Here is a 24,167-nt window from a genome sequence, read left to right as displayed (position 1 = left end):
CCCATGGAATTACCAGCCATCTTTATTGGACAAAAACTATCCGCTTTAACCCGTAAGTGGTTAATCAGCGAGCAGATCCGGTTTATTGAGCAACCTCTGGTGCGAATCACGTACCGGAAGCCTGATCGGAAATTTTTTGACCCCATCAGCCCACAAACTAAAAAGTGGGTGGTGACAAGCTCTTATGCAGCCCATTGGCTATTACGTTTTCAGGAGCATATTGGAATGAAGAAAGATGAACTGGTGTACTGTCTTTCAGATAAACAGGAAGGAATTTTGAGAAATTGTGGCGTTCAGGTCGTACGTCCCAAGTCTCCGAATGCTTATGCGCTTGCCGATCTGTTGATCAACGATGATACCGGAGCTTCAATAATTTATCTGCGAGGCGACAAGTCGTTGAACCAATTGCCTGAGTTGTTGGATGCCCAAGGGCTTAACTGGGCTTCCGTTGAAGTGTACAAGAATACCTCCATCGAAATTTTGATGAACGAAGTGTTTGATGGCTACCTGTTTTTCAGCGAGAGTGCCATTCGAAGTTATAAGGCTTCGGGGAACTTTCCACCGCCTCAAGCATCGGTTTTGGCCAATGGTGCCCGGACGGCTCAGACTGCTTGGGCTGAATTTCCTAACTTGGTGTTGGAATCATCAGAGCAAGAGGAGCTTTCGTTTGTAAAATATGCAATCAAACGGATTACTGAGAAGTTGAATGAACCGAAGCCTGATCATCGGGTTATTATTGAGTAAGAGCATGAAACGAATTTCTATATTAGGATGTGGATGGCTGGGGTTTCCCCTGGCCGAACAATTATTGGCCCGTGGTTTTCAGGTTAAAGGCTCGGTTACCAACCGGCAAAAGCTGAAAAAGCTGGCAGCGGCAGGGATTCAACCTTTCCGCTTAGTGCTCGATGCCGATAAGGTTCAGTTAAAGGAGCCGGACTTTTTTGATACCGATCTGGTGATTGTTGCTATTCCGCCACGTCGGGTCGATTTTATCGAAACTATTTTTCCGGCTCAAATCAAGCAGTTAGTCAAATACCTGGAGCAATACCGGGTACCCAAGGTGTTATTTATTTCCTCAACGTCAGTTTATAATGAGCTGGATGGACGGGTTACTGAAGAGGATGTCTTGTTGCCAGAGAAATCTTCGGGAAAAGCCTTGGTGCTGGCTGAGTTTTTACTGACTCAAAATCCGAATTTTAAAACCACCGTATTGCGTTTTGGAGGATTGATTGGTGCAGATCGTAATCCTGCTCGCTTTTTAAGCCGGCAAAAAAAGGCAGGCAGTGGAGCGAAACCTGTTAATCTGATTCACCAGGATGACTGTATTCAAATTATACTGAAGTTGATTGATGATGAAGTTTGGGGGGAGACTTTTAATGCTTGTAGCCCGCAACATCCCAGTCGGCAAGAGTTTTATGAGAAAGCTTCGGAGATTTCGGGTTTGCCCTTACCGCAGTTTTCAGAGGAAAGAACATCCTATAAAATTGTCGATAGCAGCAAGCTGATTCAGCAGCTTAACTACCAATTTAAGTTTGCTAGTCCGCTAGACTACCTGAGGCTGATTGCTCAGGAATCGTAATTCTTTTTTGGGAGAATCCAAATCTTAATGACATGTTGACAAATAAGCAGGATGTGGTAAAGCCGCATCTGATATCGATCGTAGGGGCGGGGCCTGGTGATCCTGAATTGCTGACCGTACGCGCTTTGCGTAGGCTGGAGCAAGCCGATGTAATTTTGTATGATGCCTTGCATGGAACCGACATCCTGGATCTGGCGACACCGCATGCCCGAAAAATATACGCTGGCAAACACTACCAGGATGGACAACACCAAACCGAGCGACAAGATCGTATTCATGAGCAGTTAAAGCAGTTTGCCCACGAAGGGAAGCGGGTTGTGCGCCTTAAAGCAGGTGATCCGTTCATTTTTGGGCGTGGTGCCGAAGAGCTGGCTTTTTGTTTTCGAGAGGACTTAACGGTTGAGGTGGTTCCAGGCATTACGGCAGGCTTAGCCGCGGCCTCCTGTTTCCATATTCCGGTGACCTTGCGCAATGCCAATAGCATGGCCATGTTTTATACCGGACACAAGCGAAATGGTGGCTTCGAAAACATGGATGAAGTGGCTGCGGTGCTTAGGGCCAATGCCCCGGTGATGGTGTATATGGGCCTAAAAAATCTCATTTTGTTGGGAAAAGAACTCATGCAACGTAAGGTGCCAACAGATACTCCGTTGCAGATTGTAAGTCGGGTAGGGCATCCTGACCAGCAATTGTTCACTACCCAGTTAGATGCGGTCGAAGCGTTCTTAAGTAAAACTGACCCTCCGATGCCGGCGGTCATTATTCTCGGAACAAAAGCTCAGCAAATTAAGGCTGAGACCTTTGTTTAGCTGGTGGGAATCAGGGCTTTGGATGGAGGTGTAAAATAGTTGAATAAATAAGACAAAAACATCTAAATATCGAAACTATTTTACAAGTGAGCGAGTATCCTTTAGTAAATGGATTAATACGATTGCTTATGAAGAAGTTTTTACGGTATTTGTTAGTAGTAGCTGTGGTTGCTTTGTCCGCATGTGAGCAACCCTTTGTTGCGGAAGATATTTCCGAAGACATCGCTCTCAAGAGTGCCCAAATGACAATGAATTTTAGAGCTCATCTTTCCTCTGATCAGGAAGTACCTCCTGTAATGTCAATGGCTACCGGAGAAGCCATTTTTCGTTTAAGCAAAGATGGGATGATGTTGAGGTACACCTTGATCGTAGCCAACATTGAGCAGGTGCGTATGGCACATATTCACTTAGCTCCGGTAGGACAGAATGGTGGCGTTGTTGCTTGGTTGTATCCATCAGGACCTCCTCCTGTCGTTATTGATGGTAAGACCAATGGAGTATTGGCAAAGGGAGAGTTGAAAGCAGAAAACCTGGTTGGCAGTTTGGCTGGCATGTCGTTGTCAGACCTGGTTGATGCTATAAAGGCTGGAAGTGCCTATGTCAATGTGCATACAGATGGCTATCCCGGTGGAGAAATTCGAGGACAAATTTCAGGTAATTGACATTAAGTGAGCTTTTCTTCTGAAAAAGAAACCTTTTGTAGTTTATGCAGAAGGTTTTTTGTTTTTTGTTGGTATTTTGCAAACCAATATGGACTTAATGTGTTTAGGTAATTGGTTCTTTTTTCACTGAAAAATGGTTTTATGAGTACGAATTCTGTTTTTGAACAAGTCCAAAAAGCACTGGGAAAGCCTTATAACGACCTGGATTTCTTATTGAACTGTTTGGCAGAAGTCCTGATTGAGAGTGACGAGCAAGAGCTGGTAGCATATATTCCTTGGCTGAATGCAGTGCAGCAACCTCCCCAATCTATTTTACTGAGTAACGATTACATCCACCTTTTGTCCATGAGTTTTCAGCTTTTGAATTTAGTTGAAGTGAATGGGGCAGTACAAAGCCGACGAGCGAAAGAAGAAGAGCAAATGAGCCTGGTAAACGGGCTGTGGGCTAACAATTTTAAGATGCTTCATGAGCGGGGAATTTCAGAAGAACAAATCTTGAAAATATTACCGGATATTCTGATTGAGCCTGTATTGACTGCGCATCCAACCGAGGCAAAACGTTCGGTGGTGTTGCAGGAATACCGAAAACTATACTTGCTCTTGCTTAAACGGGAAAACCAGATGTATACGCGTATTGAGCAAGATGATTTTCGGGAGGAATTCAAACAGATTCTTCATCGCTTGTGGAATATTGGTGAAATCTATATTGAAAAGCCACGGGTTGAATCAGAGCTGGATAATATTCTACACTATTTGACTGATGTGTTCCCCGAGGTAGTTGTGTTGCTGGATAAACGCTTGAGACAAGCCTGGAAAGAGTCTGGCTTTGATGTGAATTTGCTAAACAACTCGGATTTGTTACCCGGACTTTCGTTTGGAAACTGGGTAGGAGGCGACCGGGATGGGCACCCATTGGTGAGTGCAGACATAACTCGTTCCACCTTGACAAAGCTCCGAATTAATGCATTGATTATGGTGAAGCGCGAACTAACGAGTTTAGCGCAGAAGCTGAGTATTTACATCGATCAGTCAGCCATCAGCAAACCATTTGCCGATCATCTTCAAAAGCTCGAAGAGTTGCTTGGAGAAGTTGGGAAGTCGGTTCTGAAAGAACATCATGGCGAGGTATTCAAAGCCTATGTTTTGCTGCTACTAAATCGGTTGCCGATTGACCTGAGTCAAGAGTATAACCTGAAGCTACAGGACCGCGAAGTTAGCTATCGAAGTTCAAACCAGTTGATTGATGATTTAAGTTTGCTTTATGATGAGCTGGTTCGTTACGGTGTCCCTGAAATTGCTCAAGTGGATGTTGGCCGTTGCAAGCGCTTACTCAAAGTGTTTGGATTTCATTTGGCCCAGTTGGACGTGCGGCAAAATAGCAATTACCATGAAAAAGCCTTGGATCAACTGGTCGAAGCTTCGTTGGATGGTGTTGGTGAAGTTGAATTAAGTCAGGATAGCGCACGGAAGAGAGCTTTTCTAGATGATGAGCTGCGGCAGAATCGTCCATTTTTGGTTGAGCATAAAGAGGCTGGGGAAGAAGCCCAAAATGTGATTGCAAGCATGCAGGTGCTTAGTCAGCACATCAATCATTATGGCGCTCGGGCACTTGGAAAGCTGATTGTAAGTATGACGCGAAATGCCGAAGATCTGCTCACTGTCTTTCTGTTTATGCGCGAAACCGGGATGACCTTGAAATATGGTGATGCTTTGGCGGCAAAATTACCGGTAGTTCCTCTCTTTGAGACCATTGAAGACTTGCAGGCCAGTCCTGCAATTTTGGATGATTACCTGAGTCATCCGGTGGTTAAAAACAGCTTAAAATACCAAAGCGACTACCGACAATTGGATGAGCTGTATCAGGATGTGATGATTGGCTACAGCGATAGCAACAAAGATGGAGGGATACTGGCAAGCTCTTGGTTTTTACATCAGGCGCAGAAAGAATTAACGGCAGTTGGCAAAAAGCATGGTGTGATCATCCGCTTTTTCCACGGAACAGGCGGCAGTATTAGCCGAGGAGCTGGTCCTTCGCACTGGTTTGTAAAAAGCTTGCCGACTCAAGCGATCAACGGAAAACTACGAATTACCGAGCAGGGGGAGACCATTGAGCGGAAATATGCGCATAAAGTGAATGCCGCTTACAACCTGGAATTGATGTTGGCCAGTGTGACAGCCCAAACTCTACTAAATAAATATTTCCCGGATGAGGGAGAGGAAGTTGCTGACTTGTTTAATACGCTGGGCATGCGAGGCCGGGAACACTACCGCAAGTTGATTGATAATCCTGATTTTATTCGGTTTTTTGCTGAAGCCACACCGATTGATGTTATCGAATCGAGCAAGATCGGCTCGCGTCCGGCACGGCGAACAGGTAAGCGTACAATGGATGATTTGCGGGCAATTCCCTGGGTTTTTAGCTGGGCACAATCCCGTTTCAATATTACCAGTTGGTACGGTGTTGGCTCAACCCTAAAAGAATTAAAAGAACAGAATTCGCCTGAATATGCCAAGTTGCTGAAGCTGGTAAAATATGAGCCTTTTGTTAGGTATGTCATGACAAACCTGGATTCAAGCCTGGCGTCTACCGATGAGTCCGTTATGGAAAAATACGCTTCTTTGGTGGAAGATGAGACCATCCGTAAACGGTTGATGAAAATCATTCAGGACGAGCTGGATTTAACCAAGGAGATGCTTGCTGACCTGCTCCAAATGCCGTTTCAGGAGAGACGGAAGAACCATTACTATTCGACCTTATTGCGCGCTGAAGCTTTGGAAGGATTGCATGAAGCTCAGGTTCAGTTGCTTCGTAAATGGCGCACGAGTCGAAATCAACAATTAGAAAAAGAAGACGAATACTTATTTGCTTTGCTCCAATGTGTGAATGCGATTGCCAATGCACTAGGATCAACCGGATAATAACGATTGATAATGAGTACAATTGACAAAAAAATCAAAGCACTTTTTCCAGGTGCTGCACCTTACGAAAAGGTGTTGGAGGATTATTACCAGCGTCTGCTGAACGAGCAGGAACTGGAAGTGAGTAAAACAATAGCTGCTGTTTCGCTTTGCCCCGACGAGCTGAATAATGTCGTTATCGAAAGAATTCGGGATTATTTTGGGCATGTCTTTCATTTAGGAGGACTGACGGGCTATCCGTTTAGTGGAGAAACCGGGTTTAATGCTTTTGGCGACCACATTCCTGATGATGGGAATGCGTTTATCTTTTTTGGTCCCCATATGGCGATCAATGACCAGAAGTTGGGCTATGTCCATCGGCCCGGACAGGCAAGGGATACGCTTTCCTGCGGTGCCGCTTTTGGAGCTTATCAAATGTTGCTTGAAGATAAGAAGGCGCCTGAAGTCTTACCCATAGATGATTACCAACAGGCCCGTGTTCGGCAGATGATCGCTCCCTGGATGGATCGGATCCCCGAAAAACAGCCTGAAATTAAGCTAATGGATTTGCTGTTTGATGAAAGTCACGAGTTTATTGTTCGGCAAAGCTTGCGAATAAAAGAGCGCTTTAAGGCAAAAAACATCTTCTTGCTCGGAGCACTTGTGTTGAACACGCCAATTGATGAGCCGGATTATCTGCAGGTAAAATACTTTGAACGCTTGTAGCTTTCATTGACTGTTATTTGGAGAAAGAAGCTTCTAAAATGCAGACGAATCAAGCAAACTGGTTTTATTTGTGCTATGAAAGGACCATCGTTTTTTTGTATCTTGAATCATCATTAGTTTTTTTATCAATAAAAACCAAAGCAGTATGAATAAGTTAGCTTTTTTCTCTGTGTTGTTTGTATTTGGTCTGTTGGCAGGCTGTTCTTCTTCACAAAAAATCACCAGTTCTTGGATAAATACACCGGAGCTTTCGGGAGGACCTTACCGCAATATTTGTGTTGTTGCGTTAACTCCAAACAAAGAAATGAAAAAGAGTGTTGAAGAGGAGATGGTTCATTTTATAGAGAAGCAGGGAGGGAAAGCCGTAAAGAGTAGCGACATCTTTCCAACAACTTTATCGGATGATAAGCAGAAGAATAAAGAAGTATTGCTGAAGGTATTAAAAGACGCTGGTTGCGATGGTGTCCTGACGGTGACACGTCTTGATGTAAAAACAGAAGCGCGTTATGTCCCAGGCTCGCAAACTGTTTATGCACCTAGTTTTAAGTATCGCTACTATGCCAACTATCACGATTATTATAATTATCGTATGCCGGAAGTATCAACATCGGGCTATTTGACCAGGGAAACAACCTACTTTTTAGAAGCCAACTTTTATGATTTAAAGAGTGAAAAGATTTTATGGTCTATTCAATCCGATGCTTTTGACCCAGCCAGTCTTGATGATTGGTTTAAAGGTTACTCCAAACTATTGGTTAAGCAGTTGAAAAATGAAGGACTATTGAAAAGATAAAGCCCAGTTAAAAGAGCAAGTAGATTAATCTACTTGCTCTTTTAACTTTTAAATGGCTTGTCCTATTCTGTCAGGCGTTTAAACTCCAATGGATGATCCAACGCTCTTTCGATGCGAATAAAAATGCTGGATAGTTCTCCATCATCATTGATTCGAAAGTTCAGGCGTAGCGGATTGTTATCTGTTGTGTCTATTCCTGTTTCGGTAACTTCACAAGTTTCAAATACATTGTAGTGCTGGTTTTTTAAATAGAATTTCTTAAGTCTGAAATTCGCAAACAGCGAGTCATTTTTGGCTGTTACTGAAATATCACCGTACCCCGGATGCCCGTATTTCCCTGCAAAAGCTTCAGCCGGATGTGAAGGAGGAGTGTCTGTAGGTTCATCTTCTGCTATCGTGTCTGTTTCTTTTTCCATTTTTTTGAGAGCTTCTGCCAGTGTTTTATTGTAGTTGGCAAGCCAGTCCGTTGGTTGCTCTTGCAATAATCGGTCGGCCAGGATGTTAGTTACCAAGCTTGGGAGAGCAGATCGGTCTTGGTTGGTGAGAACCACAATTCCAAGACTGTCGGTTGGGAAGAAGGTTACTTTAGCCGAAAAACCATCGATGTTACCCCCATGATCGACCTTGTAATGACCTTTGTATGACGAAACAAACCAACCATAGCCATAGTCTGTAAAATGAAGTTCGGGAAGCTGTTTCGAAGGCAAGCCTCCAATGGTCATATGTGAGGTGATGGCCTCATTAATATAGGCCTCCGGAATGATTTGTTCTCCCTTAAATTTGCCTTTGTTTATCCAAGTGATCAGCCAGTTCCCCATTTCGTTGACACTGCTGTTTATGCTGCCGGCGGGTGACATGGCTGCAATATGGTAATAATCCATTCGATGAATGGTGCTGTCTGGTCTGAGTTTATAGCCCAAGGCTGCATTATCACTTTGTTCCAGTTCTGTTATAGAGGTATTGGACCGATCCATGCTTAGTGGTTTAAGAATCAGGTCCGTAATATTGGCTTCCCAACTCTTGCCTGTGATACGCTCAGTGATTACCCCTTGAACAAGAAACATGAAGTTATTGTAGTGCCATTTTTGTCTGATCCCGGAAAATGGTTCCAAGTATTGCACACGACGAATTAGGCTGTCTTTATCGAAGGTTGGAAATAAATACCAGGAGAGATCATGCCGCGACAATCCAGTCCGGTGGCACATCAGATCTTCAATGATGACGTTGTTATTGAGTTCATCATTGTAAAACTTCAGTTCCGGTATGTATTTAATCGGACTATCATTGAACGACAGTTTATTATCGTCGCGCAACTGCCCCAAAAGAGCTGACGTAAAAGCCTTTGATGTTGATCCAATTGCAAAAAGGGTATTCGCGTCAACAGGTATTTTGTTTTCGTAGTCGCTGTATCCAAATCCCTCAGAATAGATAATCTTGTCTTTTTCAACAATGGCGACAGCAAAACCAGGAGCCATGGTTTGTTGCAGTACGCGATGCATTTCTTGTTCAAGCTTTTTTAGTCTGGGGTCTGGCTGGGCAAGTACACTGGAAATAGAAAGAATTGTGAGTAGGCCAATAAGTTTGAATCTCATAAAATTGAAATTGTAGGTTCTAAAATGTCCGATATTTCTGCCTGTTTTGCATAGTAAGGCAGGAGAATCAGATGAGTTATTTTATTGCTATTAATTCCCGAATTTATGAAAAATAGAGGATTTATTTATGAGAATATGTTTAAAAAGTTTTTTAATTGTCCAGGGGTAACCAATTGTAGTTGCGCATGATAAACTGAGAGGAGAAGCCCAAGTTTTCGTACATCCGTTTAGCCATGGGCGATGCTTGCAAGGTGACGTACTCACTTTGCCAACTTTGCGCAAGGTGTAATCCACTGTTCATTGCTTCCTGGGCGAGTCCTTTCCCGCGTACTTCAGGGATAATTCCGAGCGAATGAAAGCCCGTAACCTGTTTGGTTTTGTGCAAAATTAGGCTTCCTACAACCTGTTGCTGGTAAATGATATTGAAATAAGGAATAACTTGAAAGGTTTGCTCAAGTGTCTCTTCACTAATTTCATAGTTGAAGGCCTGCTTAAAAACCTTACACCAGCTTGAAATAGCAGCCTTCGTTTGTACGCGCTGCAAACTTACTCGGTCAGATTGATTGTAAGCTTGTTCCAGTTTTAGCGCCATGCCATATTGGACGGATTTTTCAGAAAAGTGCTTGTCTTTGAGCCAATTTAGTTCAGCGCCATTGGTCGTGTCAAAGTAAGAAAAGGTCAGTTGCTGATGCTTGCCAATGAGCTGGCTGATTTGAGCTAGCGTTTCTTCGGTCAAGGCTCCTTTCAGCCAAACCCGGTTGGGCCATTGCGAGTTCTCAATAAAACAGTAGCCGAGTTCTTTTTCTTCGAAATAGGATTGAAAAGGGCTAGCGGCTTGTTTCCAAAGAGCAATCAAGTTGTTAGTATTTGCATTGATGAGATTCATACTGGTTATTTTGAGTTGATTAATACGATTCCAATAAGCATTGCCACAGCTCCGATGAGTTTCTTGGTTGTCATCGGTTCAATCGGAAGATTAAGCCACCCGTATTTTCCTGCAAGCAACGAAAAAATCAGTTGTCCGCAAAGACCGAGTGCTATCATTTTGGAGATTCCTAAGCGGGGGATGGTATAAAAATACAGGGAAATACCCACCACACTAAAAAGTCCGCCAATAAACCATAGGTGCCACGGAATTACCTGCATTTCATTGAATGACGGCAGTGTTTTTCCTGCGGTTACAAAAAATAGCGAGGCAAAAATAACACTAAATAAGGATGTTGAAATTACGGCCAGGACCGGTTGTTTCAGGTAAGCCCCAAGTTGCGTGTTAAAGCCAGCTTGTATAGCCAGAAAAACACCTCCGGCAAAAGCCAACAGGTAAAGAATAATTGTTTTCATGCTACAAAGTTGCAGCCAAAAAATCTCTTGATCCTTTACATATGTTGATTGGATGATTTTTATTTGAATTCTTTGCGGATGCGACTCAACTGGGTTGGGGTGATGCCTAAGTGAGAGGCGATATGACGTAAGGGAATTCGCTCATCAATTCCCGGATGTTCTTTCAGCAGTTGCAAATACCTACTCCCTGCACTTTCCATGACCAAGGCAATCTCCCTTTTTTCTTTGCTGATGACCCAGTTTTTTTCGAGATAAGCAATGTAGAAATCCTTCAAATCAGCATGTGTTTCAATCAGCTTTCTGTAGGCTTGGTAGTCAAAGCTGATGACGGTACAATCTTCAATTGCTTCAAGGGCAAATTTTGAAGGGGAGTTGGTTAGGTACGATACGGTTGATCCAACAAAATCACCTTCCAGAAAAATATTCTTGTTGTAAGTATTTCCATCGTGGTCTAAGAAGTAAGCAATAATTGCACCTTGATAGAGCAGGTGAACTTTGCGGGCTGTTTTCCCGACAGGAAGCAGAAAACTGTTTTTGGGAAAGGTTTCAACCTGGGCAATCGACAGCAAGGCTGCAAGCGACTCCTCGGACAGCGGAGTATCCAAAGTGAAGGTCGTTTTGATGAATTGATTGTATGGATCTTTTTCCGTGATCATCGGGTAAGTTTTAGACAAAGAACATTTGAAGTTCGGTTTCGGTTTTACTTAAAATTGACCAAGCATGATGGCTTCAATCTCCCGGGCAAGTTGTTGCTCGTCCATTGTTAGTTTGAGGTAAGCATGGTTTGATTTGGATTGCTTAACCCACTTGTTGCCTCCGGTAGAATCTGCAACACAAACTCCGCCTTCTATTTTGTTCCAGTAATGACCAATTCCCTTTTTAACGGCATATAAAACAGCTGTTTGGTCGTAGGAGGAATTGTCCAGAATCTGACCCTCAAAGTTTTCTTTTATCCAAGGGGCATGTTGGCTAAAGTGCATGAACCCAATGTAGAGCGGAGTGTTGTGGTCGAGCTTATTGAAGCGTTTGCCTGTTAAGACATTCAGCCCAAGTTCGAAGCCTGAAAACACGATTGGGACTTCAATATTTGGAATAACAGCTTGGGTAACACCAGGCATTTCTCCATCAAAATTCCATTCGTTCGTACCTTCTGGAAATTGCCCTCCCATAACCACAAATTCTTTGACTTTCTGATTGACCAATTCTTTTCCGGTTAAATCAGAAATGGAATCAGCCGGAGATTCCAATAGGTTTTTAATATTGAGTAACGGGCCAATCGTTACAATGGTAATGCTTTTGTTGTCACTTTGCGAAAGGATTTTTCGGTACAGGAAAGTGGCGTCTGGCGCTTGAACGTAATCTAATTCGTGGTGAAAGCGGTCCACCAGAGGTTTGTTGTAATGCCAAGCTTCAAAGCTAGTTTGGCCTTTGCGCGTTCCGATTGGAATATTGGGATGCCCATAATATTGATTGACTGCATCGATTGCCGACACGGCATATTGCTCAGTGGACCACGACATGATGGCCAGCAGTTCACATCGTTCATGGTCAACAAAGTGGTGAAGCATGGCTAGGGCCCCTAAATCGTCAGCATCCATCCCAAAGTCGGTATCCAAAATCAGTTTAGGCTGAGCAGATAAGTTGATTGAAAGAAAGGCGGCTAGGATGGCGAGTAAGCTTTTGATCTTTTTCATGAGCGATGTTTGGTTTAAATCGACAAGGAAAGATCGTGAAAAATGCTGAAACCAACATGAACTTATTGAATCTTATTTAGAATTCGAATGAGGGGGTTAGAAGTCCGAAGGGGCTTTTTTGCTCACATGATCCGCTTATTTCCCGACCAAAATGCCATATTCGGCAGGCAGCTTAACGCCAGCAAAATGATTGGTAAGTCCATAGAAAATCAGGATGGTCACAATCACTCCTAATACAAGGATGCTTTTAGTTTGCTGGCTGGGAGTGAGCCCTAGCAGAGAATGCTTCATTTTAGCATGATGTATAGCTGCAATGTGTCCAAAAAAAGAAAGGATGGCCAATCCGTAGTAGGGCACAAAGAACAAGTTGTAAGGAAAGGTGTTGAGCCCTGCCACTCCGAAATAGAAATTGGTATCCAAGTGCAGCACCAACCTGCCCATAAAAACGGCTCCTACATGAATCAGAAAAAAGATTGCCAGGTAGAGGCCACTCCAAATTTGGAGCTTGTCATAGCTTGAGGCAACAGCTTTTCTTTTGGAGATGAAAAGCCGGATCCCGGAAATGATCTGGATGACCACGGCCAACAGTAAGAGGACTTCGATCAGGCGGTGGCGATAGATCGAGCGCAGACTTTCCATCATTGAAATGTGTTCGGCGGCACCCATTATGCTCCAAAGGTGATTGAACAAATGGAGGCCGATAAATAGTGCAATAAGCAATCCTGAGAAATAGTGAATCTGTTTCATCTGAATATTGTTTGCGACAAAACTAGTAAGCCATCTCCGGAGCTCATTTGATCTAGGTCAAATTCGTTTGTTGCGAATCCGGCTCAGTGTTTCAAGCGTGATTCCAAGGTAGGACGCAATGTGGGTTAAAGGCACTCTAAGAGCAATGTCTGGCCTTACCTGAAGTAAGTTCAGGTATTTTTGCTGGGCCGTTTCAAATTGAATTGAAATGATGCGTTGGTGAAGCCGCAACATGGTTTTGGTGACCAGCTTTTTCTCCAGTTCATTAAATTCTGGGAATTGACTGGATAATGATTCAACCTGTTCTTTGGAGAGTTCGAGCACAGTACCCGGCTCTAAAACTTCGACAAAGTGCTCACTCGGAGTTTCCAAATAGAAGCTATTGATTGAGCTGATAAAATCATTTTCGAAGGCAAACCAGTCGGTAATATCTTTTCCATCTTTCAGGTAATAAACACGGGCACTACCCTGGGCAATAAAAAACACTTTATTGCTTAGCTGCCCCTCCCGAATTAGGATTTCATCTTTATGGACCTGGCGGATTCTGGCGACTTGGCTAAAAGCCGCGATACAGTTCTCCGAGAGTTCACTTCCTGTTTGGTTGATCGCATGAATGATTTTTTCAAAGTCCATTGTTGAGCTTAGAGGTTGGTTATTCTTCATTTTCAAACGCATTGATTTCCTGCAGAAAAAGAGATGTTGCGAATGGTGAAAACGTTTTGTGAGTTTCTTCAGATCTTTAAAGATGACTTTAATTCCAAATTTCGTTTGATTCGGTGAGGATAATAGGTTCTCCGTCGGTAATAAGAATGGTTTGCTCGTGCTGTGCGACAAATCCTCCTCGGTTTCCAACGAGCGTCCAGCCATCATTAAGCTCTACGGCCATCGATGATTTGGTTGAGATAAAGGTTTCGATCGCCACCGTGGTGTTTTTCTTGAAACGTTCCTTATTCCAGCGAACACCATGATTCAAAATATTTTCAGGCGCTTCGTGCAAACTCCGACCAACTCCGTGCCCGGCTAAGTTCTTGATTACCTTAAAGCCTCTCTTCTTCGCTTCCGTTTCAATCACATGACCAATTGCTGAGATTTTAACCCCTCCTTTGATTTGGTGGATCGCCTGATGCAGAATTTCTCTGGAAGCATCGACAAGCGGTTGATGACCATGTAAGTCTTTGCCCAACACAAAGGAGCCTCCATTGTCAGACCAAAAGCCATTGAGTTCTGCCGAAACATCAATATTGACCAGATCACCTTCCTTTAAAATCCGTTTTTTAGAAGGGATCCCATGGGCCGCTTCGTTGTTGAGGCTGATGCAGGTGTAACCCGGGAAACGATAGGTTTGGTAAGGGGCCGATTTGGCTCCATATTCCTTGAGAAGTTTGCCTCCGTATTCATCCAGTTCTTTGGTTGACATTCCTACCTGCGCATGTTCCCGCATGAGTTTTAAAGTGGTTGCAACAACTTCACTAATGGCTTTCATGCCAATAAAATCGACTTCTCTTGTTATGGTCATCTTGTACTTCTTTTTTTCCAAAGCTAATAACGGATTTTAACCGTTTTTTGTTGAGCTTCTTCGGATATAAAACCTTTCATTCAGTTGAAAAGAGGGTATTGACTGCCACGAATATGAATTGTTTGAGCCTGCTTAATATTGTCTTCTGTTTTTGTCAGAATTCGGATGAGATCAATCGCAGTGTCATTTGTTTTAACTTGGTCAATAATAAGTTGAAGAATGTTGTTCTCATCAACCAGGCATTGGGTGTACTCTCCTTTGATAACTTCATTATCGAGCATGAAAATTGCCGATTGATTGGAGAGAGAGGTGTGTTTCTTCTTCAGCTCCATTAACGAGATGAACTTTGGCTGATAATCTTTTTTAAGTTTGATATCCAGTTTCCCGTAATAGTTTTCTCCGTCAATAGTTATTTCTTTTCTAAAAACCTTGAGACTATCAATGACTTGAGAAGGGAGAGATTGGATTAGAAGAGACTTTACGAATTGTCCATTGATGAAACAGGCTGGCTGTTTTTCTCGTTCGGTGGAGGGCTGGTATTTTACAAATGGGATTGGGATGTCACTTGCTGAAATTGTTTTAACTGCAGCTTCCAAGGCTTGATCTATCGTTTTTTTATCCGTCTGACTAGTTGCCCATAAGCTTAGAAGAACGAGAAGTAATGTTAGTCCTGTTTTCATTGATGATTGGTTTAGTGGGTATTATCTGGATTGATTTTTTCTTCGATTAAAGATAAGAAATTATTGTTGCACATAGCTTGTTGCGATGGGAACTCCTTTGGTGAGCGTTTGATAAACAACGCAGTACCTTTCTGTTAGTTTGGCAATCGCTGCGAGCTGATCGGGATTGGCGTCGCAAGCCAACTCAAAGGAAAGTCGAATTGCTTTGAAGCCTACCGGCGCGTCTTTCGCTACTCCTAAGGTTCCTCTAAAATCCAGGTCGCCCTCGGCAATGACCTTGCCTTGTTCAATTGGAATCTCCAAGGCTGTAGCTACCGCTCGAAGTGTAACTCCGGCGCAAGCGACCAAGGCTTCCAAAAGCAGGTCTCCGGAACAGGCGAGCATGCCGTTGCCCCCTGTTGCCGGGTGAAGACCAGCTTCTACCAATGCTTTTCCGGTGTCTACTTTGCAGGAGATGCCTGCTCCAATTTCGCCGCTTGCTTTTAGGGTGATGATCGCCGCTGTAGGCTGCTCCCGGTATTTCTCTTTTAGCGGGGTTTGAATTTTCCTCAGTTCCTCTGATTTCATCTGGTCTCGTATTTAAATTAAACGTCGTTCCTTCAATTTTCTACGAGATATTTGGTTTCTCGTTCAGCTGGTGACTTGAGGATTCGCCTTTGCAAGCTTCGCATTTACTTTTCCATGGGGACAAAGGATTCTATCTTTTTGTTTGTGCTGACGGCTACTCTGTTCCAGGCATTGATTGACACAATAGCCATAATGATTTGAGCGATATAACTGTCATCGAAGAGCTTTTTAGCTTCCTGGTAGGTGCTATCGGATAGTCCATTCTCATGAATTAAGCTTACCTCTTCGGTCATTGCCAGAATCACCTTCTCTTCGTTGTCAAAGAGTTCCGTTTCTCTCCAGACATTCAGTAAAAAAATGCGCTGATTGGTTTCTCCGTTTTTTAATGCATCGGTTGTGTGCATATTGATACAAAAAGCACAGTGATTGATTTGCGAAGCCCGGATTTTGATTAGCTCATAGTGTTTGGAGGAAAGTTGAGAGTTTTGAATGAGACTCCCTAAGTTGATCAACTGTTCGTAGGCTTTCGGTGCAAGTTGCTGGATGTTTATTCGATTTTCCATTGTTGTAGATTTTAAATTTATTCAAAAATAGAACCTGCTAATTGGAAAAATCTTAAACCAGTTTAAGATCGCTTTTTGCTTTTAATTTCACTCAAATATTCAGGAGTCATATTTAAGAAGGAAGCCAAGATGTGTTGAGGGATACGTCGTGTGAATTCAGGAAAATTGTCATTGAAGTGGTGATAGAATTCTTCTCTTGAAAAATCATAAAAATATTTTGTACGAAGTTGAGAAGCTGAATAGGCCCTTTGATAGATTAACCGAAAATAGCGTTCGAGTTTCGGGAACTGCTTGAGCAACTTTTCTTGGTCTTTGTAGGTGATTTGGAATACGTTGGTCTGTTCAAGCGCTTGTATGGTAAACCCCATGGTCATTTGGTTTTCAAACGCAAAATAATCGGTTAACCACCAATTTTCAATCGCAAACTGAATTGTTTGTTCGTTTCCTTTTTGGTCCGTAAAGAACATTCTTAAACATCCTTTCACCACGAAAAAATGAAATTTGCTTTTTGTTCCGGTTGCAACCAGTTCTTCTCGTTTTCTACAGTTTTTTGATTGAAAGAAGCCCATAATCTGCTCTGCCTCTTCGGTATCAAGCGCAATGTAATTTCTGAAATGGTCGATAAGTTCTTTAGCCATAAGTTTATTGTTGCGTGTTGTTCATCCCTAATTAACGCTTTTAGCCGAGCTTGAGTTGAGTTTAATGATTAACAAAACTGCATTGGCTGATGCTATCGTTCGTTAAAGCTTGTTGTTGCTTTGGTATTTAATTGGATAGCTTGTGCTTACCCGGCCTTTTTTGATCTTCTTTAACTTGGATGCGATGATTTTTTTTGTGAGTGGTTTTAAATGGTCGATGTACAAAACTCCGCGGGTATGATCATATTCGTGTTGAATGATTCGTGCCGTTGTGCCGCTAAAGGTTCTCACTTGGTGCTCTAAGTTGGCATTGTAATAGTCAATGGTTATTTGCCAAGGGCGGCTCACCGGTTGGAAAAGCTTGGGGATGCTTAAACAGCCTTCTTCGTCCTCCCAGTATTGTTCGGAGTAGTTAATGATTTTTGCATTGATAAAGGTTTCCTTGATCCCCGTATCGCCTTTGGAGAAGTAGGTTGCCCGGCCGGTTTCATCCAGGTTTTCGTAGATTGATTGGCTATCGACAATGAAAAGTTTGATGGGCTGCCCAATTTGGGGAGCTGCCAAGCCACAACCATCTGCGGCCTGCATGGTTTCCCACATGTCGGTAATTAATTGCTCTGGCTGCTGAAGTTCGGGGGATAAATCTTTACAGCTTTCTTTTAAAATTTGGTGCCCCAAGGCTAAAATTGCTTGTCTCATGTGTGTTCTCCATTAGTTGTGCTCGACAAAATTCGATAGAACCAACGAGTCAAACAATGAATCGATGTTAACTAATTTGTCTGCGGATTCGGCTAAGGGCTTGCGGGGTAACGCCAATGTACGAAGCAATGTATTTTAGAGGAATGAATCGCAGGATATTGGGCTGTTCGCTAAATAGCTGCAAGTACCTTTCTTTCGCATTGTATTTAAGCAGGGCTATTTCGCGTTTGCTCTTGGACAGGAAGAGCTTCTCAGATGCAAAACGTCCCAAATAATTCCCTGCTTGGGTTTGGGCATATACTTTTTGCAAATTGTCATAGGAAATTTGCCAGGCAACCGTTTTGGTTAAGGCTTGCAACTCATATTCCGAAGGAGTTTGCGTTAAGAATGAGTCATAAGCGCAGGTAAACTCTTTGTGAAAGCTGAAATTGAATGTTAGTTCAGATTCTTCATTGGGAATGTAGAAACGCACAATGCCCGTTTCAATGAAGGATAGAAAATTCTCGGTTTCGCCTTTTGGAGTGATGATCTCATGCTTGTCAAATTCTCGCTTTTCAAAATGAGAGGCTATAAATTCCCATTCGGATTCCTGTAGCTTGATAATCTTTTCGTAGTATTCTCTGATGTGTCCCATGGCTGTTGATTTTGACCGGCTATTTCCTCATTTCTCTTTGCGTTTTGAGGAGGGAGATAGTCTGTTGAACAGGACAAAATTAAGGAATAAAGTCAGAGCGGCTGAAAATGGCCGGAAATAATGGCTTTAACAAAAGCCCTTCCGAGTTCCTTAGTGGTCGAGCCAGCCTTTACAAAACAGTGATTACGGTTTTCCCCCGGGCATGCCCTTGGGCTAGATAGCTCATGGCTTCAGCTGTCTTTTCGAAAGGATAGCGATGGTCAATGACAGCCTGGATTTGCTGCTTCTCCATAAGTTGAGCCAAAAAGGCTAAATCCTGCTGGTTGGATTTGGCTGACAAGGACTTCATTTTTTTGGAGCCAACGGATAAGAGCCAGCCGAACAAGAGCGATTTGAATATCTGAGGCAGGCTGCCTCCAACCATCACGTAGGTGCCTTTTGGGTTTAAAGCCTTGCGAAATTTGAGTAAGGAATAGTTGCCATTGATGGCGATGATGAGGTCGTAACGCTTCCCATTTTGGGTAAAATCTTCTTGGGTATAGTCGATGACAAAATCGGCTCCAAGCGAACTTGCTTTTTCTAGGTTTTGCGTGCTGCAAACTGCAGTTAGTTCAGCTCCATAGTACTTGGCTAGTTGAACGGCAAAGGTGCCAACACCGCCGCCGCTGCCCACAAGTAATACCGATTGGCCCGGTTGGAGCTGTCCTTTGTCTCTTAAGGCTTTTAGGGCTGTTGTTGCAGCTACCGGAAGAGTTGCAGCTTCTTCAAAAGTGAGTTTTTCGGGTTTGTGGACTAAAGCTTTTTCCGAAGCCAGCACATATTCGGCAAATCCACCAAAACCAACTCCTGAGAGGTCGCCAATAACGCAATCGCCGGGTTTAAAGTGTTCGATCTTATGGCCTGCCGATTCGACTACGCCGGCAATGGCCGAGCCAAACACTTTGCCTTTGGGAATCATGCCTAGTTGCATGGCCCGGTAGTCGGCTGCATTGGGCGACACCGCATGGATCTTTACCAGAACTTCCTGAGCACCGGGAACTGGTTTTTCAAGTTCCTGGAGTTGTAATTGATTGGGCGATCCTTTTTTCTGGTAAATAATCGCCTTCATAAAGCATTTTTTTGGTGAATGATCGTTTTCTGTTACGCTTTGTATGTGTCCTATTTGAACGACTCAACAGTGCAAATTACAAAAAGTTGGCGAATCATTCCCCGTGGTTGGGGCTACAAAAACATCGTTCCCAATCAGATTTGCCGGAGTTTAACCGGATCGAGGATGGAATTGGCGGTCAATTATTTTTCAAGCATCATGCGAATGATTTCCTGGTCGGTTTCGCGCATGCCCACGCTGCCTAGGCGGCCAATGTTTTTAATGGTGTTTTCAACGCCTTTAACCACGATGCCGTCGCCCCCGTAAAACTGCTGCCCGTTTTTATACATCAGGTAGCCCAGTATGCCGGCTTCAACGGCCGAAGCAATCTTTCCGGCGCACGATGGTTTGGCGCCGTCACAAACAATGCCGGAGACAATGGCCAAGGCATTAACGACCGTATGCGCCACTTCTTTAAAACGGCCACCGTCGAGCCAGGCAATGCCGGCTCCGGCACCAATTCCGGCCGAAACTGCACCGCAATAAGCAGACAAGCGCCCGATACCTGTTTTTTGGTGGATGGTGATTAAGTTTGAAACCAACAATGCGCGGTATAAGGTTTCCTGATCTGCTCCCTGTTCTTTGGCGTATTCAATCACCGGAACCGAAGCTGCCAGTCCTTGGTTGCCGCTTCCCGAGACAATCATAACCGGAAGTTCGCATCCACTCATTCGGGCATCGGACCCGGCAGCGGCCAGCGCGCGCGCCCTGTTCTTTATGTCGGTTCCCCAAGTAGACAGCAGCACCGAGCCAACATTGGCCCCCCAGCTATGCTTGATCCCTTCCTGGGCAATGGCATAGTTGTAGTCAATCTGACGTTGTAAAATGGCAGCGACTTCGGAGATCTCAACGGCCTCGGCAAATTGCAAAATGCCTTCCACCGACATGATGGAGCGGTCGGTTTGCGGTTGATGGCTCACTTCATCGCAGTCGCTGTCGTGTTGCAGCACCTCCTTGTTTTTAGAGATGTGGACAATGTTGGTATGAAAGTGCGAAATTTGAACCGTTGCTTCATCGTCGCCCTTGAACACATGTACCACAATATCGAAGATTAAGCCACTTTTTGAGGCTTGTACCCGGATGTCCTTGGTGCTGAGAAACTCTTTCATAGCCAGGCGCTCATCGGCGCTTACCGTTGAAATCACTTCCAGCATCAGTTCGGCCTTTCCGGCAATGACTCCGGCTACAGCTGCCGCCTCAATTCCTTTTAGGTTGCCGGTATTCGGAACCACCACACTCTTCACATTCTTGATAATGTTGTCGCTTGCTTCAACCAAGACCCGGTCTGGTTGCTGTCCCAGTACTTTGGTGGCCATGGCAGCAGCATAAGCAATGGCAATTGGTTCGGTACAGCCCATGGCAGGCATCAGCTCCTCGTGCAAAATATTTAGGTACGCTGTATAAGCTTTTGTTGTTTTGTCCATCATCGTGTAACACCCATTATTAAAGGTAAACCCAGTTTATTTTAAGTGAACGCTTCATTCAAGCCGCAAAAATAATTTTATAATTAGGTGAAAGGAATGATTATTCGCAAAATCTGAAAAAATAGTGTAAAAAGGTAGCTTTGGGGTGGAAGTGCTGGTGAATTTAGAAGGCAGTGTTGGTGTTTTGAGGTGAAAGCCTCTTGATATCACTAGTGCAACTTAAATTCTCTTGCTGACGCGAATTTGTAATCCGTGTCATTGCTGAAAGCAATTCTTGTTTTCCACAATGACCCTCAATAAATCATTTTCTACTGTATCGAGTTAAATGCAAATAGTTCCTTCGCTGTGCTCCTGACCGTGTTATTTGCTGTTTAGAGTTTTTCGATAGCATCTGCTATTTTTCTGGTTTTTTCAACTAGGGCACGGATTATAGAACCGCGCCAACGGCGAAATCACTCATGTTTAAAATCCTCCCTTATTTTATTAATCTCCGTTAAATCAATATTTAGGTTGCGATTAACTTTAACCAATCGTTTATTAATGTATCTAGTTAAAAGTGATTTATTGTCTTCTATCTTGTGAAAAAGAAAAAAATACGAAGTCAAGGCTAACAATAAAAATGAAAACACAATCTGAGTAACAACTGTTAAAGGCTCTAGGTTGTATTTATTCCAAAACGTTGGGATTACATATGCGATTAAAGAACCAATTAAAGCTAAAACAATAAAAATAAAAGAAAATATTCTTCTCTTGATTTTAAGTTCAAATTTATCATTATAACTATCTATAGCGTCAAATAATAAAACGACTTTCTTCTTATTATCGACAACTGGATGAATGTCTACCAGTTTTTCAAAACATTTTTCAATAACAAAAACATCCATTAAATCATCAGCTTGTTTTAAAGCTTCAATGATTATTTTAGGATAATCAGATGAATCTTCAGTAAGATATGATTGTTTTACTAAATTATCTATGGAATCAGCTACTTTCAAGTTCTTGGTCAATTCAATATCATTTGCAAATCTAGACAGAATGAACCCCTCTTTTAAACTTGCCTTATTAAGATAATTTTTCAAATTATCCTGCTCAAAATCTGGGTCTGCTAGAACCATTGCAGATAATTCAATTAAGTTATTGCAATAATGAAGTTCAAATGTACTATCGGCTTTTTGTTCCTTGGCTATTATTTCACTAAGATTTGAATCAGATTTTGTAAAAACATTACATGCAATTTTTTCAATATTACTTAATGATTTATTGCCAAAATCAATATGTAAAGAATCATTGCTCAAGTAGTTGAAAAACAAGACTTCAAGAGGAGAGGATTTTTGTTCTATTTCCTCTTTTTTTAGTGATATTTCTGTTATTAAACTCATTAAATAAACCAAAGTTGATTTTTAACAATTTCTAAATTAGTTTTATCCCAATCATCAACCACCATTAATTCACTAGAAAGTTTTGACATTAATTGTGGATATTTTATAGTTACTGGAACATTAGCAGGTTTAAAAGTTCTGAAACTTAAATGAGAGAAGTACAAAATTTGTTTGGCAATAGCATAAAGGTCTTTATACATAGCTTCTTCGTTATCATAAATAGAGCGTTTGTCTATTCTAAGAAGAATTGGCACTTTTGAACTTTGACCTAAATGGAGTAATGCTTGTCTTGAAGCGATTTCAACAAATGTCCCCCTTGGAATAATGTTTTCCTTTTCATTAAATAGTCTGTAGTTGTGCTGGTAACTTAGATGAACAATCGCGTATTGAATTTTATATTCTGAAAAATTTCTCAAAGCATTCTCAATAGCTTTAATTTCATACTTTTTGCTAGCTGGCTTGGACAAGTGAAATATTAATCTGAATGTATCAGTAGGCTCAATACCTCTTAGACTAATTTGACTCTCAATTGTCTTTATCAGATGTTTCTCTAGGTTTGACGCATATTCATTAAATCCACATAATTGACTTGAAGAACCTAATAAATAAGAACCTTTGTAATCAAAAACATTTGCAAACCCAATAATACGTTGTTTATTAAAATTGATAGTTGTTCCTATACCTATTATTATTTCAATTTTATCCTTTTCATCTTTTTCAATTGTCCATGCTGTTCCTCCTAACTTAGAGTATATGTTTAGAGCAATGGCATTTAAAATTAAGTCATCTTGAAACCTAATTTTCCTGATTATTTCAATAGTTAACTGTTGTGTTGGAATTTTTCTACCAAGTAGCTTAGCTTTTAGCAGAAAATATGGTGACTTTTTAATAGATAATTTTTTGTCTGCTTGTGACAAAACAGTTATTGCTAAATTATAACCTCCTTCATCAGTTTTGTTAACTAGCTCCTTAATAAATTCTAGAGACGAATCTCTTTCAAATTTTATTAGGTCAATTTTGATATTGTCCGCATGAAAGTTATGCTTTAAATTACCTTCTAAGTATTTTATAAATGTACCTGAAGAACCTTCATTTCGGGAAGGTGTAAACAATGCAATTTTTATATTTTTCGACTTAAAGTTATTAAAAGAATAAGGTTTTAACTCTTTGATTTGCTTGTTGTAATAACCAGTGCCTGTGCGATTATTGAGAAAATAATACGTTGGCTTACTAATTGATAAGTCTTTGAAGTAAAGGTTTGGTAAGGTTGAAAAGAAGAAGTCATTAATTTTCAAGTTATCAGGCAAATAAATATCATTTACATAATTCTTAAAAGCATTTACTAATCTATTAAATTCATGCAATTCATTTGGTAAACTGTATACATTAGAAATAATCTCTTGATATTTATCAGTTTGATTTGTTGACTCAAGGAATCTTTTTCTGTTTCTTGGAGAAAAAATCAATCTATCATTATGATTCCTATCCCAATTTCTAATGTCAATATTATTTTTAAGAAAATCGGAATCGTTAAAAGTAAATTCAGGTTTATATGTTTTCCTAACAGAAATAGTTATCACCTGAGTGCCTTGTTGAGTAGAATATAATGGGTCTATCTGAAATTCCATTTGCGGTAAAAGAGATAATCCTGCCAATTCTATTTTAGAATCCTTATTAAGTTTTAGAATCCAAGTAGATGAATATTTTTTACGATATATTTCTTGACTCTTGTTTTGGAAGAAACTAATAATGCCTTGTTCAAGTATTTCCTTAAATACTAAAGCGTCATTATCTTTAGTTATCTGAGTCTGTTTAAATTCACTTGGTAAACTTGTTTGTGTATCTATATTTTGCCATGCATAAATATTATTAGAAAGACGGTAAAAAGAAAATGCTGGATAATCTTTCCTATATGCATTTAGCTTATCTGAATAATTTGTTGTAAAAACACTAACATTACTCTTATTGGTTTGTATTTCGGCTATATTTAATGCTGGCATAAATTATTATTACTTAATTATCTTCTTTCAAATATCGTTTTTTATCATCAATCAGTTAGTGCGTGTGCTGAGATTTGGC

Annotated in this window: 25 protein-coding genes; 7 read left to right on the top strand and 18 right to left on the bottom strand. The window is 41.7% G+C overall.

The genetic code is table 11. The features are described from left to right. The first annotated feature begins 3 nt into the window (after window positions 1-3). The 7 genes from BM156_RS13715 (at window position 4) to BM156_RS13685 (ending at window position 7,467) form a co-directional block, all read left to right on the top strand. The gene (locus tag BM156_RS13715; protein ID WP_093920460.1) at window positions 4-744 is read left to right on the top strand and encodes a uroporphyrinogen-III synthase; all 741 of its coding nucleotides are present in this window, start codon (window positions 4-6) and stop codon (window positions 742-744) included. Between the two features lie 4 nt (window positions 745-748). Further along, a complete protein-coding gene (locus BM156_RS13710; protein WP_170846961.1) occupies window positions 749-1,579 on the top strand; it encodes an SDR family oxidoreductase in 831 nt (276 codons plus the stop codon). A gap of 32 nt (window positions 1,580-1,611) precedes the next feature. Next, window positions 1,612-2,388 (top strand): uroporphyrinogen-III C-methyltransferase, encoded by a 777-nt coding sequence (gene cobA / locus BM156_RS13705; RefSeq protein ID WP_093920458.1) that lies wholly within the window; start codon window positions 1,612-1,614, stop codon window positions 2,386-2,388. 128 nt (window positions 2,389-2,516) lie between these two features. Then, window positions 2,517-3,050 carry a CHRD domain-containing protein gene (locus BM156_RS13700; protein ID WP_093920457.1) on the top strand — a complete coding sequence of 178 codons (534 nt, stop codon included), beginning with the start codon at window positions 2,517-2,519 and terminating at the stop codon, window positions 3,048-3,050. A 141-nt stretch (window positions 3,051-3,191) separates the two neighbouring features. Further along, window positions 3,192-5,969 carry a phosphoenolpyruvate carboxylase gene (locus BM156_RS13695; protein ID WP_093920456.1) on the top strand — a complete coding sequence of 926 codons (2,778 nt, stop codon included), beginning with the start codon at window positions 3,192-3,194 and terminating at the stop codon, window positions 5,967-5,969. Between the two features lie 12 nt (window positions 5,970-5,981). Further along, window positions 5,982-6,674: a hypothetical protein gene (locus tag BM156_RS13690; RefSeq protein ID WP_093920455.1), complete on the top strand. Its 693-nt coding sequence runs from the start codon at window positions 5,982-5,984 to the stop codon at window positions 6,672-6,674. A gap of 145 nt (window positions 6,675-6,819) precedes the next feature. Next, complete coding sequence (locus BM156_RS13685) at window positions 6,820-7,467, top strand: hypothetical protein (protein ID WP_093920454.1); 648 nt, start codon at window positions 6,820-6,822, stop codon at window positions 7,465-7,467. Window positions 7,468-7,529: 62 nt separating this feature from the next. Here the strand turns inward: BM156_RS13685 and BM156_RS13680 are convergent, their stop codons facing one another. The 18 genes from BM156_RS13680 to BM156_RS13595 form a co-directional block, all read right to left on the bottom strand. Continuing rightward, entirely contained in the window at window positions 7,530-9,059 is a 1,530-nt protein-coding gene (locus BM156_RS13680; RefSeq protein WP_093920453.1) for a serine hydrolase, read from the bottom strand. Between the two features lie 151 nt (window positions 9,060-9,210). Beyond that, window positions 9,211-9,945: a GNAT family N-acetyltransferase gene (locus tag BM156_RS13675; RefSeq protein WP_093920452.1), complete on the bottom strand. Its 735-nt coding sequence runs from the start codon at window positions 9,943-9,945 to the stop codon at window positions 9,211-9,213. Between the two features lie 5 nt (window positions 9,946-9,950). Further along, window positions 9,951-10,400: a DMT family transporter gene (locus BM156_RS13670; RefSeq protein ID WP_093920451.1), complete on the bottom strand. Its 450-nt coding sequence runs from the start codon at window positions 10,398-10,400 to the stop codon at window positions 9,951-9,953. A 59-nt stretch (window positions 10,401-10,459) separates the two neighbouring features. Beyond that, on the bottom strand, window positions 10,460-11,056 hold the full coding sequence (locus BM156_RS13665; protein ID WP_093920450.1) for a Crp/Fnr family transcriptional regulator: 597 nt from the start codon (window positions 11,054-11,056) through the stop codon (window positions 10,460-10,462). Between the two features lie 48 nt (window positions 11,057-11,104). After that, window positions 11,105-12,094, bottom strand: coding sequence for a nucleoside hydrolase (locus BM156_RS13660; RefSeq protein ID WP_093920449.1), 990 nt, complete (start codon window positions 12,092-12,094; stop codon window positions 11,105-11,107). Between the two features lie 135 nt (window positions 12,095-12,229). Further along, complete coding sequence (locus tag BM156_RS13655; protein WP_093920448.1) at window positions 12,230-12,841, bottom strand: succinate dehydrogenase/fumarate reductase transmembrane subunit; 612 nt, start codon at window positions 12,839-12,841, stop codon at window positions 12,230-12,232. A 57-nt stretch (window positions 12,842-12,898) separates the two neighbouring features. After that, window positions 12,899-13,504, bottom strand: a complete 606-nt coding sequence (locus BM156_RS13650) for a Crp/Fnr family transcriptional regulator (protein ID WP_212733519.1) — start codon at window positions 13,502-13,504, stop codon at window positions 12,899-12,901. A gap of 88 nt (window positions 13,505-13,592) precedes the next feature. After that, a complete protein-coding gene (gene map / locus BM156_RS13645) occupies window positions 13,593-14,357 on the bottom strand; it encodes a type I methionyl aminopeptidase (RefSeq protein WP_093920446.1) in 765 nt (254 codons plus the stop codon). Window positions 14,358-14,437: 80 nt separating this feature from the next. Beyond that, entirely contained in the window at window positions 14,438-15,037 is a 600-nt protein-coding gene (locus BM156_RS13640) for a hypothetical protein (protein ID WP_093920445.1), read from the bottom strand. A 60-nt stretch (window positions 15,038-15,097) separates the two neighbouring features. Continuing rightward, window positions 15,098-15,604, bottom strand: a complete 507-nt coding sequence (locus BM156_RS13635; RefSeq protein WP_093920444.1) for an OsmC family protein — start codon at window positions 15,602-15,604, stop codon at window positions 15,098-15,100. Window positions 15,605-15,708: 104 nt separating this feature from the next. Beyond that, entirely contained in the window at window positions 15,709-16,167 is a 459-nt protein-coding gene (locus BM156_RS13630; protein ID WP_093920443.1) for a carboxymuconolactone decarboxylase family protein, read from the bottom strand. A gap of 62 nt (window positions 16,168-16,229) precedes the next feature. After that, window positions 16,230-16,805 carry a Crp/Fnr family transcriptional regulator gene (locus BM156_RS13625; RefSeq protein ID WP_093920442.1) on the bottom strand — a complete coding sequence of 192 codons (576 nt, stop codon included), beginning with the start codon at window positions 16,803-16,805 and terminating at the stop codon, window positions 16,230-16,232. Window positions 16,806-16,907: 102 nt separating this feature from the next. After that, window positions 16,908-17,504: a peptide deformylase gene (def, locus tag BM156_RS13620; RefSeq protein ID WP_093920441.1), complete on the bottom strand. Its 597-nt coding sequence runs from the start codon at window positions 17,502-17,504 to the stop codon at window positions 16,908-16,910. A gap of 67 nt (window positions 17,505-17,571) precedes the next feature. Continuing rightward, entirely contained in the window at window positions 17,572-18,138 is a 567-nt protein-coding gene (locus tag BM156_RS13615; RefSeq protein ID WP_093920440.1) for a Crp/Fnr family transcriptional regulator, read from the bottom strand. Between the two features lie 169 nt (window positions 18,139-18,307). Then, a complete protein-coding gene (locus tag BM156_RS13610; protein ID WP_093920439.1) occupies window positions 18,308-19,246 on the bottom strand; it encodes an NAD(P)-dependent alcohol dehydrogenase in 939 nt (312 codons plus the stop codon). 182 nt (window positions 19,247-19,428) lie between these two features. Further along, a complete protein-coding gene (locus tag BM156_RS13605) occupies window positions 19,429-20,712 on the bottom strand; it encodes an L-cysteine desulfidase family protein (protein ID WP_212733518.1) in 1,284 nt (427 codons plus the stop codon). Between the two features lie 449 nt (window positions 20,713-21,161). Beyond that, on the bottom strand, window positions 21,162-22,088 hold the full coding sequence (locus BM156_RS13600) for a hypothetical protein (RefSeq protein WP_093920438.1): 927 nt from the start codon (window positions 22,086-22,088) through the stop codon (window positions 21,162-21,164). Beyond that, window positions 22,088-24,088, bottom strand: coding sequence for a Piwi domain-containing protein (locus BM156_RS13595; RefSeq protein WP_093920437.1), 2,001 nt, complete (start codon window positions 24,086-24,088; stop codon window positions 22,088-22,090). The genes BM156_RS13600 and BM156_RS13595 overlap by 1 nt, the downstream gene beginning before the upstream one ends. Window positions 24,089-24,167: the final 79 nt, after the last annotated feature.

The organism is Sunxiuqinia elliptica (assembly GCF_900113005.1).
GTDB classification, from domain to species: Bacteria; Bacteroidota; Bacteroidia; order Bacteroidales; family Prolixibacteraceae; genus Sunxiuqinia; species Sunxiuqinia elliptica.
Note: the sequence above shows the minus strand (reverse complement) of the source record. Positions and strands in the feature narration are given on the sequence as shown.

Excerpts from the sequence above, each read along its gene's own strand:
- BM156_RS13715 (WP_093920460.1), top strand. The coding sequence starts at position 4 with ATGGAATTACCAGCCATCTTTATTGGACAAAAACTATCCGCTTTAACC.
- BM156_RS13710 (WP_170846961.1), top strand. The coding sequence starts at position 749 with ATGAAACGAATTTCTATATTAGGATGTGGATGGCTGGGGTTTCCCCTG.
- cobA (WP_093920458.1), top strand. The coding sequence starts at position 1,612 with ATGTTGACAAATAAGCAGGATGTGGTAAAGCCGCATCTGATATCGATC.
- BM156_RS13700 (WP_093920457.1), top strand. The coding sequence starts at position 2,517 with ATGAAGAAGTTTTTACGGTATTTGTTAGTAGTAGCTGTGGTTGCTTTG.
- BM156_RS13695 (WP_093920456.1), top strand. The coding sequence starts at position 3,192 with ATGAGTACGAATTCTGTTTTTGAACAAGTCCAAAAAGCACTGGGAAAG.
- BM156_RS13690 (WP_093920455.1), top strand. The coding sequence starts at position 5,982 with ATGAGTACAATTGACAAAAAAATCAAAGCACTTTTTCCAGGTGCTGCA.
- BM156_RS13685 (WP_093920454.1), top strand. The coding sequence starts at position 6,820 with ATGAATAAGTTAGCTTTTTTCTCTGTGTTGTTTGTATTTGGTCTGTTG.
- BM156_RS13680 (WP_093920453.1), bottom strand. The coding sequence starts at position 9,059 with ATGAGATTCAAACTTATTGGCCTACTCACAATTCTTTCTATTTCCAGT.
- BM156_RS13675 (WP_093920452.1), bottom strand. The coding sequence starts at position 9,945 with ATGAATCTCATCAATGCAAATACTAACAACTTGATTGCTCTTTGGAAA.
- BM156_RS13670 (WP_093920451.1), bottom strand. The coding sequence starts at position 10,400 with ATGAAAACAATTATTCTTTACCTGTTGGCTTTTGCCGGAGGTGTTTTT.
- BM156_RS13665 (WP_093920450.1), bottom strand. The coding sequence starts at position 11,056 with ATGATCACGGAAAAAGATCCATACAATCAATTCATCAAAACGACCTTC.
- BM156_RS13660 (WP_093920449.1), bottom strand. The coding sequence starts at position 12,094 with ATGAAAAAGATCAAAAGCTTACTCGCCATCCTAGCCGCCTTTCTTTCA.
- BM156_RS13655 (WP_093920448.1), bottom strand. The coding sequence starts at position 12,841 with ATGAAACAGATTCACTATTTCTCAGGATTGCTTATTGCACTATTTATC.
- BM156_RS13650 (WP_212733519.1), bottom strand. The coding sequence starts at position 13,504 with ATGAAGAATAACCAACCTCTAAGCTCAACAATGGACTTTGAAAAAATC.
- map (WP_093920446.1), bottom strand. The coding sequence starts at position 14,357 with ATGACCATAACAAGAGAAGTCGATTTTATTGGCATGAAAGCCATTAGT.
- BM156_RS13640 (WP_093920445.1), bottom strand. The coding sequence starts at position 15,037 with ATGAAAACAGGACTAACATTACTTCTCGTTCTTCTAAGCTTATGGGCA.
- BM156_RS13635 (WP_093920444.1), bottom strand. The coding sequence starts at position 15,604 with ATGAAATCAGAGGAACTGAGGAAAATTCAAACCCCGCTAAAAGAGAAA.
- BM156_RS13630 (WP_093920443.1), bottom strand. The coding sequence starts at position 16,167 with ATGGAAAATCGAATAAACATCCAGCAACTTGCACCGAAAGCCTACGAA.
- BM156_RS13625 (WP_093920442.1), bottom strand. The coding sequence starts at position 16,805 with ATGGCTAAAGAACTTATCGACCATTTCAGAAATTACATTGCGCTTGAT.
- def (WP_093920441.1), bottom strand. The coding sequence starts at position 17,504 with ATGAGACAAGCAATTTTAGCCTTGGGGCACCAAATTTTAAAAGAAAGC.
- BM156_RS13615 (WP_093920440.1), bottom strand. The coding sequence starts at position 18,138 with ATGGGACACATCAGAGAATACTACGAAAAGATTATCAAGCTACAGGAA.
- BM156_RS13610 (WP_093920439.1), bottom strand. The coding sequence starts at position 19,246 with ATGAAGGCGATTATTTACCAGAAAAAAGGATCGCCCAATCAATTACAA.
- BM156_RS13605 (WP_212733518.1), bottom strand. The coding sequence starts at position 20,712 with ATGATGGACAAAACAACAAAAGCTTATACAGCGTACCTAAATATTTTG.
- BM156_RS13600 (WP_093920438.1), bottom strand. The coding sequence starts at position 22,088 with ATGAGTTTAATAACAGAAATATCACTAAAAAAAGAGGAAATAGAACAA.
- BM156_RS13595 (WP_093920437.1), bottom strand. The coding sequence starts at position 24,088 with ATGCCAGCATTAAATATAGCCGAAATACAAACCAATAAGAGTAATGTT.